The sequence below is a fragment of the Yoonia sp. D2-7 genome (assembly GCF_055809435.1).
Genome location: NZ_CM147912.1, coordinates 3,275,001 through 3,294,369 on the forward strand (window position 1 = coordinate 3,275,001; position 19,369 = coordinate 3,294,369).

15 protein-coding genes, 1 tRNA gene and 1 riboswitch are annotated in these 19,369 nt (G+C 55.9%); of the genes, 7 read left to right on the plus strand and 9 right to left on the minus strand.

The window, feature by feature from the left end; all coding sequences use genetic code 11:
• Positions 1-669: 669 nt before the first annotated feature.
• Positions 670-1,272 (minus strand): protein-methionine-sulfoxide reductase heme-binding subunit MsrQ, encoded by a 603-nt coding sequence (msrQ, locus tag AC0L7R_RS16205; RefSeq protein WP_473657884.1) that lies wholly within the window; start codon positions 1,270-1,272, stop codon positions 670-672.
• A gap of 19 nt (positions 1,273-1,291) precedes the next feature.
• Complete coding sequence (msrP, locus tag AC0L7R_RS16210; protein WP_473657886.1) at positions 1,292-2,200, minus strand: protein-methionine-sulfoxide reductase catalytic subunit MsrP; 909 nt, start codon at positions 2,198-2,200, stop codon at positions 1,292-1,294.
• A 300-nt stretch (positions 2,201-2,500) separates the two neighbouring features.
• On the opposite strand from msrP, the gene AC0L7R_RS16215 reads away from it, so the two are divergent.
• Positions 2,501-2,977, plus strand: a complete 477-nt coding sequence (locus AC0L7R_RS16215) for a fasciclin domain-containing protein (RefSeq protein ID WP_247128429.1) — start codon at positions 2,501-2,503, stop codon at positions 2,975-2,977.
• A 73-nt stretch (positions 2,978-3,050) separates the two neighbouring features.
• On the opposite strand, the gene AC0L7R_RS16220 is transcribed toward AC0L7R_RS16215, so the two are convergent.
• The gene (locus AC0L7R_RS16220) at positions 3,051-3,626 is read right to left on the minus strand and encodes a Crp/Fnr family transcriptional regulator (RefSeq protein WP_473657887.1); all 576 of its coding nucleotides are present in this window, start codon (positions 3,624-3,626) and stop codon (positions 3,051-3,053) included.
• Positions 3,627-3,704: 78 nt separating this feature from the next.
• On the opposite strand from AC0L7R_RS16220, the gene AC0L7R_RS16225 reads away from it, so the two are divergent.
• Positions 3,705-4,250: a hypothetical protein gene (locus AC0L7R_RS16225; RefSeq protein WP_473657888.1), complete on the plus strand. Its 546-nt coding sequence runs from the start codon at positions 3,705-3,707 to the stop codon at positions 4,248-4,250.
• Positions 4,251-4,293: 43 nt separating this feature from the next.
• On the opposite strand, the gene clpB is transcribed toward AC0L7R_RS16225, so the two are convergent.
• Positions 4,294-6,906: an ATP-dependent chaperone ClpB gene (gene clpB, locus AC0L7R_RS16230; RefSeq protein ID WP_473657890.1), complete on the minus strand. Its 2,613-nt coding sequence runs from the start codon at positions 6,904-6,906 to the stop codon at positions 4,294-4,296.
• Positions 6,907-7,457: 551 nt separating this feature from the next.
• Here clpB and pyrF point away from each other — a divergent pair.
• Together pyrF and AC0L7R_RS16240 are read left to right on the plus strand one after the other, a co-directional pair.
• Positions 7,458-8,183 carry an orotidine-5'-phosphate decarboxylase gene (pyrF, locus tag AC0L7R_RS16235; protein WP_473657891.1) on the plus strand — a complete coding sequence of 242 codons (726 nt, stop codon included), beginning with the start codon at positions 7,458-7,460 and terminating at the stop codon, positions 8,181-8,183.
• 404 nt (positions 8,184-8,587) lie between these two features.
• A complete protein-coding gene (locus AC0L7R_RS16240) occupies positions 8,588-8,797 on the plus strand; it encodes an orotidine 5'-phosphate decarboxylase (RefSeq protein WP_247128434.1) in 210 nt (69 codons plus the stop codon).
• A gap of 128 nt (positions 8,798-8,925) precedes the next feature.
• Here AC0L7R_RS16240 and AC0L7R_RS16245 read toward each other — a convergent pair whose 3' ends face one another.
• From AC0L7R_RS16245 to AC0L7R_RS16260, 4 genes are all read right to left on the minus strand, one after another.
• Positions 8,926-9,198, minus strand: coding sequence for an NfeD family protein (locus AC0L7R_RS16245; RefSeq protein WP_473657892.1), 273 nt, complete (start codon positions 9,196-9,198; stop codon positions 8,926-8,928).
• 1 nt (position 9,199) lies between these two features.
• The gene (locus AC0L7R_RS16250) at positions 9,200-10,090 is read right to left on the minus strand and encodes an SPFH domain-containing protein (RefSeq protein ID WP_247128436.1); all 891 of its coding nucleotides are present in this window, start codon (positions 10,088-10,090) and stop codon (positions 9,200-9,202) included.
• A 40-nt stretch (positions 10,091-10,130) separates the two neighbouring features.
• Complete coding sequence (locus AC0L7R_RS16255; RefSeq protein ID WP_473657894.1) at positions 10,131-11,381, minus strand: D-amino acid dehydrogenase; 1,251 nt, start codon at positions 11,379-11,381, stop codon at positions 10,131-10,133.
• A gap of 32 nt (positions 11,382-11,413) precedes the next feature.
• Positions 11,414-11,506: riboswitch (glycine riboswitch) on the minus strand.
• Between the two features lie 161 nt (positions 11,507-11,667).
• Positions 11,668-15,243 carry a hydantoinase B/oxoprolinase family protein gene (locus AC0L7R_RS16260; protein WP_473657895.1) on the minus strand — a complete coding sequence of 1,192 codons (3,576 nt, stop codon included), beginning with the start codon at positions 15,241-15,243 and terminating at the stop codon, positions 11,668-11,670.
• Positions 15,244-15,360: 117 nt separating this feature from the next.
• Between AC0L7R_RS16260 and AC0L7R_RS16265 the strand changes: the two genes are divergently transcribed.
• The 3 genes from AC0L7R_RS16265 (at position 15,361) to AC0L7R_RS16275 (ending at position 18,346) form a co-directional block, all read left to right on the plus strand.
• A tRNA-Met gene (locus tag AC0L7R_RS16265) sits at positions 15,361-15,437 on the plus strand.
• A 298-nt stretch (positions 15,438-15,735) separates the two neighbouring features.
• Positions 15,736-17,145 carry an FAD-linked oxidase C-terminal domain-containing protein gene (locus AC0L7R_RS16270; RefSeq protein WP_473657896.1) on the plus strand — a complete coding sequence of 470 codons (1,410 nt, stop codon included), beginning with the start codon at positions 15,736-15,738 and terminating at the stop codon, positions 17,143-17,145.
• Position 17,146: 1 nt separating this feature from the next.
• Positions 17,147-18,346 (plus strand): MFS transporter, encoded by a 1,200-nt coding sequence (locus AC0L7R_RS16275; RefSeq protein WP_473657898.1) that lies wholly within the window; start codon positions 17,147-17,149, stop codon positions 18,344-18,346.
• Here the strand turns inward: AC0L7R_RS16275 and hemC are convergent.
• Positions 18,343-19,284 carry a hydroxymethylbilane synthase gene (hemC, locus tag AC0L7R_RS16280; RefSeq protein WP_473657899.1) on the minus strand — a complete coding sequence of 314 codons (942 nt, stop codon included), beginning with the start codon at positions 19,282-19,284 and terminating at the stop codon, positions 18,343-18,345. The genes AC0L7R_RS16275 and hemC overlap by 4 nt on opposite strands.
• Positions 19,285-19,369 lie beyond the last annotated feature (85 nt).

The window sequence follows — 19,369 nt, forward strand, 5'->3', positions numbered from 1 at the left end:
GCGCTTATCCTTGACGTTCGAACCTCTGCACATCACATCAAATGACCCGGCTAAGGTATCATCTGACGTTTTCTCTGTTTGATATGCTTTGGTAACCAAAGTTACCGAAAGCCGTACAAACAGTGAAGCTGACACTCAATCATCGAAACCAATCATAAGATTGATAACTATGAGCGCGATATACAGACGTTTGATCCATCGAACGAGGCCAAACCGCCCACATATCTCTTCAGTTCTATTCTATTGTCAAAAAGCGTTGAAGACAAAAATAACAGTGTGCGCCCAATCTCTTCGGCGCGCCCCGCCATCAGTACCTTCGGAATTTTCCCAACTTCAGTAGCTCCGCGTCTCCGCCTCGCTCCGTCCGCCGCCCCGTGTCTGCATCTCTGCGTCTCCGGTAAGGGGGCTTTTAGTGTTACCTCCCGAGAGCCGCAAGCAGTTTTTTGACCTTTTGCAAAGTTTTTGTGAATTTCTGAATTTTACCGTGTTTTTAGACCTTTAGCGCAATTTCCGTTCGCGGACCTTGGGTCGCAATGCAATTTCATTAGCCTGCACCAGACCATTAACCCTGATATGTTGATCGGCTGGCCTTATGCCCATGCCCCAACAAACAAAAAGGCCGTGAATCGCATTGATCCACGGCCTCTTTTGTACGCATGAAATCTGAATTCAGGCTGGAACCGTGCGTTTGGCCCATTGGATTCGCGCCGCGAGCAGTCCGAGGATCACCATAAGGTAGATGATCGGTTCGATTTGAAAGCCTTTCACAAGCCATAGATAGTGGACCGCACCCAATAGGGCGATTGGATAGGTCAGCTTGTGCAACTTACGCCATGCCGCCCCACCCATTTTGCGTAGCGACATGTTGTTTGATGTCACGGCCAGCGGGATCATCATCACGAAGGACAACATGCCAACTGTCACATAGGGCCGCTTCACGATCTCTTCCCACACACGGGCGAAAGACTGCACGTCCAAGAAAGCCCAAACGCTGAAGTGTGCGACGATATAGAAGAAGGTGGTTACACCCAGCGCACGGCGGAACTTCAGCAGATTAAGCCCTGCGTATTTGCGCAGTGGCGTCACGGCCAGTCCCGCAATCAACAACTTCAGGCCAACTTCACCGTATTCACGTTCCAACGCATTGATCGGTTCCGGCCCTAGCCCACCCGTCAAACCCAGATAGAACAGCCACGCAGCCCACGCAGCACCGACTATGTATATAGTCCATGCAGGAATGCGGCGGAGTGTGGTGTTCAAAGTATCGATCATCTGGGTCGCTTTCGGGTCTTTAGAAATTCTCGGACAGGTCCATGCCTTCGTAAAGGCTGGCGACTTCTTCTTCGTAGCCGTTGAACATTAAGGTGTCCTGACGCGCTGCGAATAAGCCGCCGCCGATCTTACGTTCGGATGCCTGTGACCAGCGCGGGTGGCTGACCTCTGGGTTCACGTTGGAATAGAAACCATATTCGCGCGCATTGGCCTTGTTCCAGCTGGTTGGCGGTTCCTGATCGGTCAGGGTCATGCGGACGATGGATTTGATTGATTTAAAGCCATACTTCCACGGCACGACCAAACGGATCGGCGCGCCGTTCTGGTTTGCAATTGGTTCACCGTAGATGCCAGTCGCCATCAAGGTCAGCGGATGCATCGCCTCGTCCAGACGCAAACCTTCGACATAAGGGAAGTCGAGCACACCGCGCTGCACGCCGATCATATTCTCGGGCTGCACCACCGTCTCAAAGGCCACGTATTTCGCAGACGACTGCACGCCCGCCTTGTTCAAGATGTCCGCAAGTTCGACACCATTCCAAGGCACGACCATGGACCATGCTTCAACGCAGCGGAAACGGTAGATGCGTTCTTCAACATCCAAACCATCCATCAGATCGGCCAACGCATATTCGCCCGGGTTATCGACCATACCGTCGATGGTGATCTTCCAGTCTGCTGTATCAAGTTGATGGGCGTTCTGCGCTGGGTCTTCTTTGCCAGTGCCGAATTCATAGTAGTTGTTGTAGCTCGTGATTTCTTCGAGCGTGTTTGGCGTCAGGTCTTCACCAGCGGCTTGGGCAGATGTGCCGACCAAACCAATCGCGCCCAGCCCGACTGTGCCTGCCAGAATTTGACGGCGGTTAAGGAATGCCGCCTTTGGCGTCACATCCGTGTGGGTCAGGTCGTTGGTCCAGCGATAAGCCATGCGTGTCTCCGATGATCATGCGTGTTGCATCTTAATTGGGGGTATATACGACGATTGTTAGGCAACATGTCTCACATTGCCGCCAATTCCTGAAACATATGGATATTTCAGCCGGATCTATCGCGCCCAGATCACGAAAATTCACACAAGTGTGACTGGAAAACGCAGACGGCACTGGCTTAGCCGCGCCGCATCCGAAGTCAAACCCATCGGCAGTATTCCCCGCATGATCCAACCGGACTTTGCCCCGTAAAAGTTTGTATTGCCAACAACGGCAGCAACCTGAATGGGAGAAATCAAATGCTTCGTAGAACATTTATTGCAACAGCAACCGCAGCCACATTGTCCACAGCAGCCTTCGCTGATGGTCATTCCATGGATATCGTTGATACAGCCGTCGCCAACGGTTCCTTCACAACACTCGTCGCAGCTGTTGAGGCCGCAGGTCTGGTTGATACGCTGAAAGGCGAAGGTCCATTCACCGTATTCGCCCCAACAGATGAAGCCTTCGCCGCACTGCCAGAAGGCACAGTCGAAGCACTGCTCGCCGATCCAGAAGCACTGGCAGGCATTCTGACGTACCACGTCGTTGCAGGTAAAGTGATGTCGACTGATCTGTCCGACGGCATGACGGCCGCAACCGTGAACGGCGCAGAGATCACAATCGGCACCGAAGGCGGCGTGACAGTCAACGATGCCAACGTTGTGGCGGCAGACGTCGAAGCATCCAACGGCGTGATCCACGTGTTGGACGCGGTGATCCTGCCACCAAGCTAAATCCAGCGGCACCTATATATGCATCGGACCTCGCGGACACGCGGGGTCCACTCCTACAGGACCGCCTGCCGCATTAGGGTCGCTTATCGTCGGACCGGAGTCGACTGAACGTGACAGGCGTCATCCCTAGAAAGGATGCGATCAGCGTGTGCGTGAAAGTATTCTCGAATCCCGGATATGTTTCGCGAAACCAATGCAATCTGTCTGCACCACCAAGTGCCGCAAGGCACCATTCCCGATCTGCTTTCTGACTAAGCGCCGCGCGCAACACACCATTGGCCCAGTTGCGTATCGGTTCTGATGAAATCATCAACTCCGTCAGCCGATCACTGTTGATCTGTGCAATGACCGCCTCCGACGTCGCTGAGATCGAAACCAGCGACATTCCGTTTCTTGTCCGTGCGATGTTCGGCGTGACGACCGTTGGCCCAACGTAAAACCCGACACAGACCTCTTTCCCGTCAGGATCGCAAATCCGGCTGACAAGACAGCCGTCCAGCAAGATGTATTCGTCGGTTGCCGGATCTTCTTGGCGGGTGATGTGCCCGCCGATGCCTAGACGTGTGGTCGTCCAACTTGCAGCAAAGCGATCCGCGATGGCCACATCGCCCAAAGCATCGGACTGCAGCAGAAACGTCCGTAAATCCATCTTTGCAAACCTTATCAAATGATAATGCGACCTGTCGTGTCCGCAGCCATATCTGGCACAAATAAAGGAGTTTACCAAATGACGACACGCAATAGCACAACACATATCGGCACCGCAGCAATAGGTTTCGGCCTGATCGGCGCGTTCATTTATCTTGTGATGATAAATGTGACGCTGGCCCACATCGAAGCGGTTTCGGGGTACATCCCGTTCGACATGCGCCCTTTTGGCTACGACCACACTGACGCCGCGCATCTATTAGACGGGCTTGGTCCCGATGGGCGGCACTATTATCTCACGCGGCAAATCCCGCTCGACACAGTTTACCCAGCCGTGCTCGCCGCGACATTGATAGCCACGATCATCTGGCTGGGACGCCGTATCGCCAATGATGGGCTGATCCGTTTCGGTATCATTCTGTCCGTCGCATGCGCCCTGTTCGATTATGCTGAAAACCTTGGCATCGTCGCGATGATTTGGGGATGGCCCAACGTTCCCACCTCGTTGGTTTTTGCGACAAGCACCGCCACGGTGCTGAAATCCATCGCCACGACAATGGCGGTGTGCGTGGTCCTAACTATCGGCGGAATTGCGGGCCTCAGCAGAAAACCGAAATTTCTTTAACCCGCAAAATGAAAACGGCCCCACGTGGGGGCCGTTTTTTATCTTAGTGAACGACAGCGTCATCCGGTTTGGGTCGTCCTGTCGGCGACACACGGTCCCCCACAATCAACCCATCCGCACCGGCACTGACCGATACATCCGATCCATCCAGCACATCACCAGCCAAGATCATCTCGGCCAGTTGGTCCTGTAAGGCGCGTTGGATCACACGCTTCAAAGGACGCGCACCGAACACCGGATCGTAACCTTCGTCGGCAAGCCACTTCAGCGCACCTTCATCCATCGAAAGCGTGATGTTCCGCGATGCAAGACGCTTGTGCAAACGACGCATCTGGATCTCGACGATGCCCGCCATGTCTTCACGTGCAAGCCGATCAAAGATGATCGTCTCGTCCAGACGGTTCAAGAACTCAGGCCGGAAGTGCGCACGCACCGCGTCCATCACGTTCCGTTTCGCATCCGCCGCGTCTGCCCCATCCGGCAACTGCGACAACGCCTGCGCCCCAAGGTTCGACGTCAGAATGATCAGCGTCTGCTTAAAGTCCACGGTCCGGCCCTGACCATCGGTCAGCATCCCGTCATCAAGCACCTGCAACAACACGTTGAACACATCCGGATGCGCCTTTTCGACCTCGTCGAACAGGACAACCTGATACGGGCGACGCCGCACAGCTTCGGTCAGAACACCGCCTTCGTCATAACCAACATATCCCGGAGGCGCACCAATCAGGCGGGCCACCGCATGCTTTTCCATGAACTCGGACATATCGATCCGCACCATAGCGCTGTCGTCGTCGAACAGATATTCGGCAACAGCTTTGGTCAGTTCGGTTTTACCGACACCCGTTGGCCCAAGGAATAGGAACGACCCAAGCGGGCGATCCTCGTCGTTCAGCCCAGCACGCGACCGACGCACGGCATTGGCAACAGCCGTCACAGCCTGACGTTGACCAATCACGCGACGGCCAAGTTCGTCTTCCATGCGCAACAGCTTGTCACGTTCACCTTCCAGCATCTTCGACGTTGGAATGCCGGTCCAGCGTTCGACAACCTGCGCGATTTGCTCAGGGCGCACGGCCTCTTCGACCATCATGTCTTCAGCCGCTTCGGTTTCCGACAACTTGCGTTCCAGATCAGGGATCACGCCATATGAAAGCTCTCCGGCCTTGGCCAAATTACCTTCACGTTTCGCGATATCCAGTTCGGCCCGTGCACGATCAAGCTGTTCCTTGACCTCACGGGTGCCTTCCAGCTTGTCCCGTTCAGCCTGCCATTTCGCCGTCATCTCTGACGCGCGATCCTGCAGATCAGCCAGTTCTTTTTGCAGCTTTTCAAGACGGTCCACAGACGCGGCGTCGTCTTCTTTTTCCAACGCCATCGCTTCGATCTGTAGCTGCATGATCTGACGATCAAGCGCGTCCAGCTCTTCCGGCTTGGAATCGACTTCCATCCGCAACCGCGACGCGGCTTCATCGACCAAATCAATGGCCTTGTCCGGCAAGAACCGATCCGTGATATACCGATGCGACAGCGTTGCGGCAGCAACCAAAGAGCTGTCGGAAATCCGTACACCGTGGTGCAGTTCGTACTTCTCTTTAATACCGCGCAAGATCGATACCGTATCTTCGACAGTTGGTTCTTCCACGATCAAGGGCTGGAACCGACGCGCAAGGGCCGCGTCTTTTTCCACGTACTTGCGATATTCATCGAGGGTCGTCGCACCGATACAGTGCAGTTCGCCACGTGCCAGCGCAGGTTTGATCAGATTGGCAGCATCCATCGCGCCGTCCGCCTTACCAGCGCCGACAAGCGTGTGCATTTCGTCGATGAACAGAATGATCTCGCCGGCGGCTGTTTCGATCTCTTTCAAAACCGCCTTAAGACGTTCTTCAAATTCACCACGATACTTTGCACCAGCAATCAACGCACCCATGTCCAAAGACATCAGGCGTTTATTCCGCAGACTTTCGGGCACGTCGCCATTGACGATGCGCAGCGCAAGCCCCTCGGCAATCGCTGTTTTACCAACGCCGGGTTCACCGATCAGAACAGGGTTATTCTTGGTCCGGCGCGACAGAACCTGCATCGACCGACGGATTTCTTCGTCGCGACCGATGATCGGGTCAATCTTACCTTCGCTCGCAGCCTCAGTCAGATCGCGGGCATATTTATTGAGCGCATCAAACCCATCTTCGGCAGACGCACTATCGGCGGTACGGCCCTTACGGATGTCATTGATCGTCGCGTTCAACGCTTTCGCATCAACGCCGCCCGCATCAAGCGCATCCTTTGCCTTCGATTTGATCATCACCAGCGCCATCAACAGCCGTTCGACAGTCACAAAACTATCGCCCGCCTTTTCGGCCAGCTTTTCAGCCTCTGCCAGAATTTTGCCGGTAGTAGTGTCTATATATACTTGTCCGGTGTCGCCACTGACGGCGGCAATCTTGGACACAGCCGTATCAACAGACTGACGCACCACAGCCGCATCCGCACCCGATTTGTTGATCAGGTTCGCAGCAAGACCTTCGCCGTCGTCCATCAAGGCTTTGAGTAGGTGTTCAGGTGTCAGCCGCTGATGGCTTTCACGCATTGCAATAGTCTGTGCAGCCTGAACAAAGCCGCGCGACCGCTCTGTGAACTTGTCAAGGTTCATGGGGTAATCTCCTCTAATAAGCGCCCTGACATTTGAAGTGCCCGACATCGCGGCACACCCCTGTTTGGGCCTCACAACTAAGATGGGGAGGACACGCGCCGCTTACAAGATTTCACGGCGAAAAATGGGGCTGTTTTGAAACAAGGGGGAATGCGTCGTGACCTTTCCCATGACATCCGCCGGTCGTTTTACCCATATTGGATGCAGGAGAACGAGATCATGTCTAACACCTGCCAACATAAAGACGCGTCGACCCCGCGACGCATTTTCCCTCTCACGCCAGAAATGGTGCGGCAGTTGTTTGCAGATCAAGCCTCTGAGCTGCGAAAGGCCGATCAAAACGGTCAAAGCAGAGCGGCGTAGATTAATAGTTTGGCCTGTTCCCATGTTGGGTGGCCATTAGTAACGATTACGGCGGTTAATGTACGAAAGGTGCGGTCCTTCCCAAGGGACTGCACCTTTTTCGTTTGGAACCCACTAATTCAGGCCAAAACGTTGACCATTCGGGCCTTTTGCTTCAATCGCTGGAAAACCAGATGAAGGATAGCCCGATGACCCTGCCCGCTGATGACCGCCTGATTGTTGCAATGGATGTGCCAAACGTGGTTGCGGGCCTGCAGTTGGCGGATCAACTGGGCGACAGCGTCAGCTTCTACAAAATTGGTCTGGGCATGTTGACCGGCGGCGGTCTGGCCCTTGCAAACGAACTGAAACAGGAACGCGGCAAACGCATCTTTCTGGACATGAAATTCTTCGACATCGGCGCAACAGTCGAAGCGGCTGTGCGGGGAATCGCGCAATATGATCTCGATTTTCTGACCGTGCATGGCGATCCTTACGTGGTCAAAGCAGCCAAAGAAGGCGCTGCCGGCACCGATCTTAAGATCCTCGCTGTAACAATTCTGACCTCTTTGGACCGTGATGACCTGAATGGCGCCATGGTCAAAGACGGGTTGATCCCTGATTTGGTGCAAGAACGTGCCGGTCGCGCGATGGAAGCTGGCGCTGATGGCGTTATTTCATCGCCACAAGAGGCAGGGCTGATCCGCGCCCTTCCGCAAGCTGATGGCAAACTGATCGTGACACCCGGTGTACGCCCTGTTGGCGCGGACCTTGGCGATCAAAAACGGGTCACAACCCCAGCACAGGCTATCGCAAACGGCGCAGACCACGTGGTTGTTGGTCGCCCGGTATGGCGCGCCGAAAACCCGTTGGAAGCGACACAATCGATTCTATCCGAGATGGCGTCACCGCAGGCTGAATCGCCAAACCACTAAGATACAGCGCGTCACACGCCAACTTGGCGCACAATAAAATCCATATATTTCAATGCGATTTCGAAAAATCACGCCGATTCACGTCGGCGTGACGCCCCTTTCGGAACCTTTTTGCGATTCCTAAGTTGTTAGCACAAGCAATGACAAGGAAGAGTCAAATGCAGATCAGAGACCTACGGTATAATGAGCGGCTTCGTGCCTTTGAAGCATCAGTTGATGTTGTTCAGAACGATCGCCGCCTTCGGTTTCCACTGACCGTCTTCGGGCCAACCTCCCTAAGCCCCAAGATCATCAATGCGAACCTATATCGCCAAGCAGCCCACAAAGCCGCGACACACTGATCCACAGTTCTTCCCACCACTCACGATCGCCGCACCTTGCGGCCCCCACGAAGGAAAAAGACTATGAACATCAGCCTCGGAGACGTACGTTACAACGCAACAGCAGGTGCCTTTGAGGCCCGCGTAGATATCGCGCGCGGCACATCGACATTCCGCTACCCGTGTTCTGTTGCTGGCCCGGTGACGATGGACATGGACCAAGTGCGTGACGGCCTGAAACGCCGTGCGATGCGGATGTCTGACACAAGCCCCGACCTGATGTCCCACATCTAAAAGTTTACCCTGCCGGTCGACCGATAGCTTTTGCCCTGTCCCCCTCGCAAAGCTGCCTCCCACGGTACGACCATCCCCTGCCCGGCGCTTTACGCGTCGGGCTTTTTTTGGGGGAAACGGCGTCGGGATTAGTTGTCGTTGATATCCGTGTCGAAAAACGTGGCCTGTCCAGTTTTCAAACCAAACACCCAGCGCAAGCCAAGATAGGCGGCCAGCGACAACACAGCAAAAACGACCAGCGTAATAGGCAAGCTAAGCCCAGCCAACCCGACCAACAGCAGCCCACCGACGACAAATGCGCCCATCGCGAAGCCCAAGAAGATGTAACCGGGAATGATCACTTCGGCAGTTGCCAACAACAGCGCTGCCGACATCCAAACCCACCATTGTTCATGCAACATGTTACTTCCCTTTCAACATACTAAACGCGTTACCGAATGCTTCTAGCGCGTTGGCTGGCAGTACGATTGTCTGCTTGCCCTCACCAGCACCCAACGCGTTCAACGCTTCGACCTGTTTCAGTGCGACTTGATACTGGGCCGCTTCCAAACCATTTTCGGCAATCGCCACAGCAACGACTTGGGTTGCATATGCTTCGGCATCCGCGCTCAAGCGGCGTGCTTTTGCGGCCTGATCAGCGGCATAAAGATCCGCATCCGCCTGCAATTCGACTGCACGTTTCAGGCCTTCAGCTTCGGTCACCTGCGCACGACGTGCACGTTCAGCGTTCAACTGCTGCAACATCGCCGCACGGGTCGCCGCATCAAGGTTCACGTCCAAAATTTCGGCACGCGTCACTTCGATACCCCAATCATCAACCTGCTGCGCGACCTGCGCACGCACCGCATCGATCAATGTCGCACGGTTTGCCTGCACCTGATCCAGCTCCATCCGGCCAATTTCTGACCGCACGATGCCTGCAACAGTCGTGGAAATCGCGGCATCGACGTCGCGAATACGGTAAACTGTCTTTTCTGGCTCGATGATCCGGTAAAACACGGATGTTTCGACCTGCACCAACACGTTGTCAGACGTGATCGCGTCTTGTGTCATCGCGGGCAACTGGCGTTCTAGAACGCTGACTTTGTGACGCACACGGTCCAGAAAAGGCACGATAAAGTTGATGCCTGGCCCAAGCACGGACCGCAGACGTCCCAGCCGCTCTACAACAAACTTTTCAGACTGCGGCACGATCCGCACGCCAGCAAGAATGCAGACGACGATAAAGATCGCCAGCAAGACAAAAACAATATTTTCGCCCAATAAACCAAGAACAACGTCTTCAAATGACATGTGGATACCCTTTTGTAATTGGTATCCACATAGGCATTCGTCAGCCCATTTTCAATTCACCACTAAGGGTTGTGCCGATCTGTGGCTTCTGAAACGCATCCGCAACAGTCCCACCAATCAGGTCCGCGGTTGCGGCACTTAACGTCCAACCAAGGTGACCGTGACCCGTGTTGTAAAACACGCGTTCAGACCGCCCACGCCCCACACGCGGCATCATGTTTGGCATCATCGGACGCAGCCCCGCCCACGGCACAACGCTTTCGGTGCTCACATCGGGGAAGTGCGTTTCGACCCATTCGGTCAACGGCTTCACCCGATCCGCCCGAATATCGCGGTTTTCACCGTTGAACTCAGCCGTACCCGCCACACGGAACCGATCAACACCAAGCCGCGATGTCACGATCTTGGCCTTATCATCCAGCAGCGACACATTTGGCGCACCTGCTTGCGATACCGCATCCGGCAGGTTCACCGTGATCGAATAGCCCTTCACAGGATAGACATTCACACGGTCGCCAAGTTTTTTCGCAATCGCACGTGATCCGACACCAGCAGTTACGACAACACCGTCATAACGGTCTTCGCCCTGCGCGCGAATCGTTACCGCGTCGGCGTCAGACCGCACATCCGTAACCGCATGGCCCAGCTTGAACGTCACGCCTTGCCGCTTCAACCAATCCGCCAAACCAACCGTGAATTTGTGGATATCGCCAGTGCTATCGCTTTCGGTCCAGAACCCACCAAGGATATCACCGCGCAGCGTAGGTTCTTTCGCCAGCACCTCGTCCGGTGTCAGTTCCGTTCGTGTCAAACCACCCTGCACCAGCAATCCATTCACGCGCCGCGCGTGATCTAGGTCTTTCTGAGTCTTATAAAAATGCAGGATACCCGCAGGCCTGAAATCGAAATCAACACCAGTGTGATCCGCCATCTCGGTCAGCCCAGCGCGTGCGGCGACGGCCAGCTTGGTGGTCGCAATCGTGTTCGTCTTGTAGCGCGGGATATTGCCCAGAAATTCCGCCATCCAAGAGATTTTGTGCCACTGCGGACGCGGGTTCACAGACAGCGGCGCGTCGGCCTGCAACATCCATCTGATGCCCTTCAGGACGGTCGACCACTGGTTCCAAACTTCGGCGTTCGACGCAGATAACTGACCGCCATTGGCAAAACTGGTTTCCATCGCAGCATATCGCTGGCGGTCATAGACGGTGACGTCGAAGCCACGTTTGTGAAGGGAATAAGCAGTGGTAACACCAGTAATACCGGCACCTAGGATCGCAATATGAGGCATGGCAAAATCTCCGCCATTGTACGCTGTCGCGTCGTGCCCCCGCCGTCTTTGGACCTGAGAGATTCACCCAATCTGGGCTTGCTCCTTCGGCGGACCATCTAAGGTCTCTCTTCGGCGTGTTATGCCCTGCACCGGTCCATTTGCCTGAGAGTGACCGGGGCGGTTGCTCCTTCGGCGACGGACCCAACCGGCTCTCCCGGTGCGGACGTCATGCGGGTTTCGTATCGGAAACTTACGTTCCGATCAAATGAATTCAACTCATAATCTTGTGAAAATGCGCGATAGCCTATGCAGCCCCCCAGCCGCCGCCGCCCGGTGATTTCAAAATAAACGTCGCCCCCGCTGGCAGCTCAATCTCGTCGTTCCCTTTCAACGCAACCACAGTCCCGTCCGGCATCCGTGCGCTGTTTTCGCCCGGCAAGGAGTCGCCGCCTCCGTTCGCCCCGAACGGAGGCACCACCCGGTGCGAACATAGCGTCGTCACGGTCACATCCGTCAGGAACGTCAATTCGCGCAATGCGCCATGCCCGCCGCGATATTGCCCCACTCCACCAGACCCAGCCCTGATCCCAAAGGTATCAAGCCGCACGGGGAACCGTTTCTCTAAAATCTCGGGATCAGTCATCAGCGTGTTCGTCATATGCGTCTGCACCGCATCACAACCAGCAAACCCCGGACCAGCGCCCGTGCCACCCGCAATCGTCTCATAGTTCTGGAAATCGTCGTTGCCCCAGATGAAGTTGTTCATCGTCGCCTGCGAACAGGCCATCGCGCCCAGCGCGCCGTAAAGCGCGTTGCACGCGGCTTGCGATACTTCAGTATTGCCCGCGATCACCGCCGCTGGGTAGCTCGGGTTCAGCATCGTGCCCTCGGGCGTGATGATCGTGATCGGCTCTAAACACCCTTCGTTCAATGGGATATTACTACCTACCAACGTGCGGAACACATACAGCACCACAGCACGACAGACCGCGAACGGCGCGTTGTAATTGCCGCTATGCTGGGCGCTGGTGCTTGTGAAATCGACAGTAGCTTGACGGTTTTCGCGATCCACGGTCACGTTGACCTTGATGTGCTGGCCTTCATCCATCGCGTAGTCAAATGAGCCGCCTTCAAGCGTATCAATCACGCGCCGCACGGATTCGGCGGCATTGTCCTGCACGTGGCCCATGTAGGCGGTCACCACGTCCGGCCCATAGGTTTCGCAGACTTTCAGCAGCGCCTGACGGCCTGTCTCGTTCGCTGCAACTTGGGCTTTCAGATCAGCCATGTTTTGCGGGATGTTACGGCACGGGTATTTCCCCGATGCAAGCACGGCCTCTGCCTCATCCGCCAACAACCGCCCGCCGCGCACAAGCTGCACGTTATCAATCAGCACGCCTTCATCATCGATATGTGTGCTGTCAGGCGGTCCCGACCCCGGCGTGCGCCCGCCGATATCCGCATGGTGGCCACGCGACCCGAGCCAGAACGCGGCTTTCCCATCGACAAACACAGGCGTCACAACAGTCACATCCGGCAAATGCGTCCCGCCGTTGTAGGGCGAATTCAGCATATATGCGTCGCCCTCTGCCGCGTCAGGGTTCAGGCGCATAACGGTTTTGATACTGTCGGACATTGACCCAAGATGCACAGGCACATGCGGTGCGTTCGCCACCAGATCACCATTCGCATCGAAAATCGCGCAAGAGAAATCGAGCCGTTCCTTGATGTTCACCGACCAAGACGTATTCGCAAGCGTGGCACCCATCTGATCCGCAACGGACATGAACAGGTTCGACATGACCTCTAGCACGATCGGGTCGGCCTTCGTGCCAGCGGCGGACGGGCGATGTGCGGCCCCTTCACGGGTCAGGATCAGGTTGCCAGTATCGTCAATTCCACCGGACCAGCCGGGTTCGATGATATTGGTCCCAGTCGGTTCTAACACAATCGCGGGGCCTTGGATTTTTGCGCCGACACCAAGCGTCGTACGATCATAAAGCGGCACATCAATCCGCGTATCAAACGCCACAGGCGTATGGGCAATCGGGGCCGCTTTCGTGCTGCCAGACACAACCGGCGCAGGCGGCGTGACAGCCCCACCAATTGCCTCTGCACTGATCATATCAAAGACAATGGCGCGTTCAGGCGATGTGAAACCGAAACGTTGTTGGTGCGCGGCCTCGAACGCGGCTTGCATCGCGGCGGGGGTGCCAAACGGCACCTCAAGCGGTTGGTGCGAACCGTCGTAGCGCAGATGCGCACGGGCTTCGGTCGTAATGTCGGACACACCTTGCTTGCGGACTTCAGCCTCTGCTTCGTCACGTAGCGCGGTCAAAGCAGTCTTTGCGGCGGCAGTATCCTCAAGCGGCACATCCAATTGCACCTCACGCAACGCCCTGATTTCAGCCAATCCCATCCCGAAGGCGGACAAAACGCCTGCGTGGGGGTGGACAAAAACGCGGCTCATGCCCAGCGCATCAGCGACCAGACACGCATGTTGACCACCCGCACCGCCGAAACATTGCAGCGTATAGCCCGTCACATCATGTCCGCGCTGCACCGAGATTTTCTTGATCGCGTTGGCCATGTTATCAACGGCAATCCGCAGGAAACCACGTGCGATTTCCTCGGCTGTGCCGGGGTTCTCTCCGGTCTCTTGCGTGACCGTTTCGATGAGGTCAGCGAACTTTGCCACCACAGCATCGCGATCCAGCGGCTGATCACCCTTGGGGCCAAACACGGCAGGGAAATGATCTGGCGACAGTTTGCCGAGCATCACGTTGCAATCGGTCACGGTCAGTGGACCACCACGGCGGTAACAGGCTGGTCCCGGATCGGCGCCCGCGCTTTCCGGTCCGACCTGAAAACGACCATCGCGGAAGGTACAGATCGACCCGCCGCCCGCAGCTACCGTATGAATATCCATCATCGGGGCGCGCATGCGCACACCTGCGACTTCGGTCTCGAAACTACGTTCATAGTTGCCAGCATAGTGACTGACGTCGGTGGACGTGCCGCCCATGTCGAAGCCGATCAGCTTTTCATGGCCAGCAAGTTCAGCCGTTTTCACCATACCGACGATCCCGCCAGCAGGCCCCGACAGAATCGCATCCTTGCCTTGGAACAGCGACGCATCGGTCAAACCGCCCGAGGATTGCATGAACAACAACCGCCCGCAGACGCGGCCAACATCAAGCGCACCTGCGACCTGATCCACGTAGCGACGCAAGATCGGGGATAGGTAAGCATCGACAACTGTCGTATCGCCGCGGGACACAAGTTTGGCGAGCCGCGATGTGGCATAACTGGTCGAGATTTGGGTGAACCCGATTTCACGGGCAATATCCGCCGCCGCATCTTCATGCACAGGGTTCAGGTAACCGTGCAGAAACGCAATCGCGACAGCCCGCAGCCCATCGTCGAACGCCGCTTGCAACGCACCACGCACAGCACCCAGATCAATCGGCATAACAACACCGCCATCTGCATCCAACCGCTCAGGGATTTCAGCGACAGTCTGGTACAGCAGTTCAGGGCGTTTAATTTCCAGATCGAACAGCTTGGGTCGGTTTTGATAACCAATCTGCAAAAGATCACCGAATCCTTTGGTGATCAGCAGCAACACATCTTCGCCTTTGCGCTCCAACAGCGCATTCGTCGCAACTGTCGTCCCCATCTTCACCGCACGAATCGATTCAGCTGCAGGCGTATCGGTGCCCATCAGGTCTTTGATGCCTTGCACAGCGGCATCGACATAGCGTTCAGGGTTTTCGGACAGCAATTTATGGGTCTTGATCTGACCATCAGGGGCTTGCGCCACGACATCCGTAAAGGTGCCACCACGATCAATCCAGAATTCCCATTGTTTGGCTGTCATACTGGCCCCCATTTGCTTTGAAATTGTTGTAGGGGGCGGTGCGTCGTAAGGAAAGCGCAGAACAATGTCAGAATCGGTTTGACACCCTCGGGCGCATTGCGTAATCGGTCCCTCGTTGGCGCGGTAGCTCAGTTGGTTAGAGCGATCGACTCATAATCGATAGGTCGGGAGTTCAAGTCTCCCCCACGCCACCACACTTTCTCTTAGCGATAACCGAGATCATGCGCTTGGGCCGATAGCCCGACTTGACGCGTTCGCATAAGCGAGCCACGCTGAGTACGGGAGTTCAAGTCTCCCCCACGCCACCACAACACCACCCCACATCATTACCCCAATAGACGAGACAGATTTGAGTTCGTCCGGTGACGATGTGTCGATTGGGGGCCAGCCCCCAAACCCCCGAGATATTTATGACCAAAAGAATTGCGCAGGGCTTTCCACGGTTCGGCTCCGTCGCTAGCGTCGTGCCGAGATACTGCTGGGGGGAACGTCATGGCAATTTTGAACGATCTGAAGGATGCAATCGGTGCAGATTATGTCCTAACCGGCGATGACACCGAAAAATGGCAAAGCGACTGGACAGGTGATTACGAACTGAAACCCGCTGTCGTCGTCCGCCCTGCTTCAACAGCCGAGGTTGCGGCAATTCTACGGATCGCCAATGCCGCTGATTTTTCAGTTGTTCCGGTGTCCGGCAACACTGGCCTGACAGGGGCCACGTCGAACAACGGCGCGATCATGTTGTCGGTTGATCGGCTGAACGCTGTCCGCAAGGTTGACCCTGATGCGCGGTCCATGACGGTCGAGGCTGGTGTGATCCTGTCAGCGATGCATGACGCCGCAGACGCCCACGATCTGATCTTTCCGCTGACGTTTGGCGCCCGCGGCAGTGCGATGATTGGCGGGGCCTTGTCCACCAACGCAGGTGGTTCGAATGTTTTGCGCTACGGGAACACCCGCGATTTATGTCTGGGCGTCGAAGTTGTGTTGGCCGACGGGCGCATCATGAACCTGATGAGCGAACTGCATAAAGATAACTCCGGTCTGAACCTGCGCAATCTTGTCATTGGCGCGGAAGGAACATTGGGTGTCATCACAGCCGCCGTCATGAAGCTGTTTCCAAAACCCAAAGCCTACGCAACTGCCATGGTCGCGGTTCCGACGATTGAAGACGGCCTTGCCCTGCTTAATCACGTCCAAGACGCAACTGGTGGCGCTGTCGAGGCGTTTGAATATATGCCGCGCCCTTACATCGAACGCCATCTCGAAAGGGGCAAGAACCCGCGCGAACCTTTCGACGATCAATACGACGTCAATGTCATGATCGAAGTTGGCGCCACATCCCCCAAAGATGCGACACCTGCAGACGACGGCACGGTTCCTGTCGTCGCCCTTTTAGAAAATACATTGGGTGCGATGTTCGAAGACGGTCGCGTCCTTGATGCCGTTGTCGCGCAGAACGAAGCCCAACGCCGCGAGATGTGGGAGCGCCGCGAAGCCGCTGGCGAAATCCTGTTCGATCCGGGCCTTTGCGTGAACACCGATATCGCGGTCCCCCTTAGCGCCGTTGGCCCCGCATTGCGGTCCATCACCAAACGGTTGCAAGCGCTTGATCCAGACGTCCATGAAATCATCGTGTCCCATTTGGGCGACGGCAACATCCACCACACGGCCTATCCGCGCCGCAATGATCCTGATGTCATGCTGGCGATGGTTGAAGCCGTTGAAGATGCCGTGCAGGAATTTGGTGGGTCGTTCAGTGCCGAACATGGCGTCGGCAAATCGAAACTGGACACGATGCGTAGGCGCAAAGACCCTGTCGCGCTTGACGTTATGCGGTCCATCAAGACCGCCCTCGACCCGAAAGGCATCATGAACCCCGGCAAGGTGATCCCGACCTGATATGTCGCAAATCTTTATCATCTGGCGCGATCCGGTATTGCGGATGATCGGGGCGGCAACGATGCTGTTCGGCGTTTTGGCAGCGTCGTTCGAACCGTACAAATCACTATTGGGCATAACGATCTTTGGCTTATCGGACACCGCTTTTGCGGTTGTGCTTGCTACGACATTTACGGTGACCGTGACAGCATCCGTGTGGGTGGGCATCGTTACTGACCAAAAACCGAGCCGCAAACCCATGGCATTGCTCGCTATCATGGGTGCGATTGGTGGCACCGCTGTCGGGTGGCTGGGTAACAACGCAACGGCCTTTGTCATTGCCCATGCGATTTTATTACCGATATCCGCAACGATCCTCGGGCAACTCTTTGCGATTACCCGTCTCTACACTGCCGGTTGGGCCGCCGCTGACCGGGATGGCGTGACATCCGTCATTCGCGCGCTCTTTGCCGTCCCGTTTGTTGTTGTTTTGCCGACATGGGGCTTCGTTTTTGACGCGGGCATACCGTTGACCGCGCTCTATCCGGCCATGTGCGCCGTGTGTCTCATTTTTGCGACTCTGATCTGGGCGCGCTGGCCCACCGACGCAACAGCACCTTGGATGGAACAGAAATCAGGTCTCGGTTTTTTTGCGTCCGTAAAGGAATTGCTTGCGGGTCGCATTGTCTGGCGCATTTTCTGGATGGGTGCGGTGCATTCGGGATCGACCCTGATGGGGGTCATCCTCGCGCTTGTGTTTGTGCAGGCCGAAGGACGGACGACGGGCGACGTTGGCGTGTTCTTCGGGCTCTTTGTTGCGCTCGAAATCCTTGTGATGTTGTCGGTCGGCACATTGGCCAAATATTTTCGACGCTTGCATATCATCGCTGTCGGAGCCGTCTTTTATGCCCTTTTTATGGCGCTCTTGCCCATCCTTGCCCCATACAGAACAGTTTGGCTGTTGATCCTGCCCGTCGCCATCGGGGGCGGCCTGCTTTACGGACTGTCGATTAGTTACTTACAGGATTTGCTTGATGATCGCGCGGGCGCCGGCGCATCGTTAATGACGTTACAACGGACAGTTTCGCACGCTCTTGCAACGCTCATCTTTGCGGTCGGGGCGGCCATCGGCGGCTATCACCTTGCCGCATTTGCGGGCGCTTTCACAATCCTGACCGGTGCCGCGATGTTGTTGTATTTGGATCGATCAACGCGGTCCTAGTGACCCATAAATCCCGGACCGGCCTTCGCAAGCAACTTTGCAGCCATTTCATGACCAAGGGCAGCACCATCCTCGATAGGCGCAGTCGCGTCGTCGTTCAGAACCTCTGATCCATCGGGACGCAGGATTTCACCGCGCAACCGCAATGTGCCCCCATCCAGATCGGCCAAAGCACCAATAGGCGTTTCACACGATCCATCCAGCGCCTCAAGAAACGCACGTTCGGCCGCTAACCGTTGACCGGTTGGCGTGTCATGCAACGCGGCCAGCATTTCAGCCGCGCGGTTGTCGTCGCCACGCCGTTCAATCCCGATTGCACCTTGGGCGACAGCGGGCAGCATATCTTCAGGCGCAATGGCTGTCTTCGGCACATCATCCATGTGCAAACGGTTCAGACCAGCCATCGCCAGAAACGTCGCTTCTGCCACGCCATCGCCCAGCTTTTTCAAACGCGTTTGAACGTTGCCACGGAATTCAACGACATTCAGGTCAGGACGGCGGGCCAGCAACTGCGCACGACGGCGCAATGACGACGTGCCGACAGTGGCACCCTGCGCCAAACCCGCCAAACCAGTGCAGCTGTTCGAAATAAACGCATCGCGGACATCTTCGCGCGGCAGATATGTGTCCAGAAGCAACCCGTCAGGCTGCAAAACAGGCATGTCTTTCATCGAATGCACGGCGATATCAATCGACCCGTCAAGCAGGGCCTCTTCGATCTCTTTGGTGAACAGACCTTTGCCGCCGATCTCCTTCAAAGCCCGATCCTGGATGATGTCACCCGTCACTTTGATCACGCAAATTTCAAATGCAGCTTCCGGCAAATCAAATGCCGTCATCAAGCGCTTGCGCGTCTCGTACGCTTGCGCCAAAGCAAGCGGTGAACCACGGGTTCCGATGTTGAAAGGCTGGGCGGGGGTCGGCAAATTCAATGTCATAAACGTTGTGTAGACCTGTCAACTTAGCCTGACAACTCCCTTGACATCAGCGGCCCGAGTTGGGACCAAAAAGAAGATCAAAAGG

What these genes read in the sequence shown, in the direction of transcription:
- msrQ (WP_473657884.1), bottom strand. Translation starts at nt 1,272, where the DNA reads ATGATCGATACTTTGAACACCACACTCCGCCGCATTCCTGCATGGACT.
- msrP (WP_473657886.1), bottom strand. Translation starts at nt 2,200, where the DNA reads ATGGCTTATCGCTGGACCAACGACCTGACCCACACGGATGTGACGCCA.
- AC0L7R_RS16215 (WP_247128429.1), top strand. Translation starts at nt 2,501, where the DNA reads ATGCTTCGTAGAACATTTATTGCAACAGCAACCGCAGCCACATTGTCC.
- AC0L7R_RS16220 (WP_473657887.1), bottom strand. Translation starts at nt 3,626, where the DNA reads ATGGATTTACGGACGTTTCTGCTGCAGTCCGATGCTTTGGGCGATGTG.
- AC0L7R_RS16225 (WP_473657888.1), top strand. Translation starts at nt 3,705, where the DNA reads ATGACGACACGCAATAGCACAACACATATCGGCACCGCAGCAATAGGT.
- clpB (WP_473657890.1), bottom strand. Translation starts at nt 6,906, where the DNA reads ATGAACCTTGACAAGTTCACAGAGCGGTCGCGCGGCTTTGTTCAGGCT.
- pyrF (WP_473657891.1), top strand. Translation starts at nt 7,458, where the DNA reads ATGACCCTGCCCGCTGATGACCGCCTGATTGTTGCAATGGATGTGCCA.
- AC0L7R_RS16240 (WP_247128434.1), top strand. Translation starts at nt 8,588, where the DNA reads ATGAACATCAGCCTCGGAGACGTACGTTACAACGCAACAGCAGGTGCC.
- AC0L7R_RS16245 (WP_473657892.1), bottom strand. Translation starts at nt 9,198, where the DNA reads ATGTTGCATGAACAATGGTGGGTTTGGATGTCGGCAGCGCTGTTGTTG.
- AC0L7R_RS16250 (WP_247128436.1), bottom strand. Translation starts at nt 10,090, where the DNA reads ATGTCATTTGAAGACGTTGTTCTTGGTTTATTGGGCGAAAATATTGTT.
- AC0L7R_RS16255 (WP_473657894.1), bottom strand. Translation starts at nt 11,381, where the DNA reads ATGCCTCATATTGCGATCCTAGGTGCCGGTATTACTGGTGTTACCACT.
- AC0L7R_RS16260 (WP_473657895.1), bottom strand. Translation starts at nt 15,243, where the DNA reads ATGACAGCCAAACAATGGGAATTCTGGATTGATCGTGGTGGCACCTTT.
- AC0L7R_RS16270 (WP_473657896.1), top strand. Translation starts at nt 15,736, where the DNA reads ATGGCAATTTTGAACGATCTGAAGGATGCAATCGGTGCAGATTATGTC.
- AC0L7R_RS16275 (WP_473657898.1), top strand. Translation starts at nt 17,147, where the DNA reads ATGTCGCAAATCTTTATCATCTGGCGCGATCCGGTATTGCGGATGATC.
- hemC (WP_473657899.1), bottom strand. Translation starts at nt 19,284, where the DNA reads ATGACATTGAATTTGCCGACCCCCGCCCAGCCTTTCAACATCGGAACC.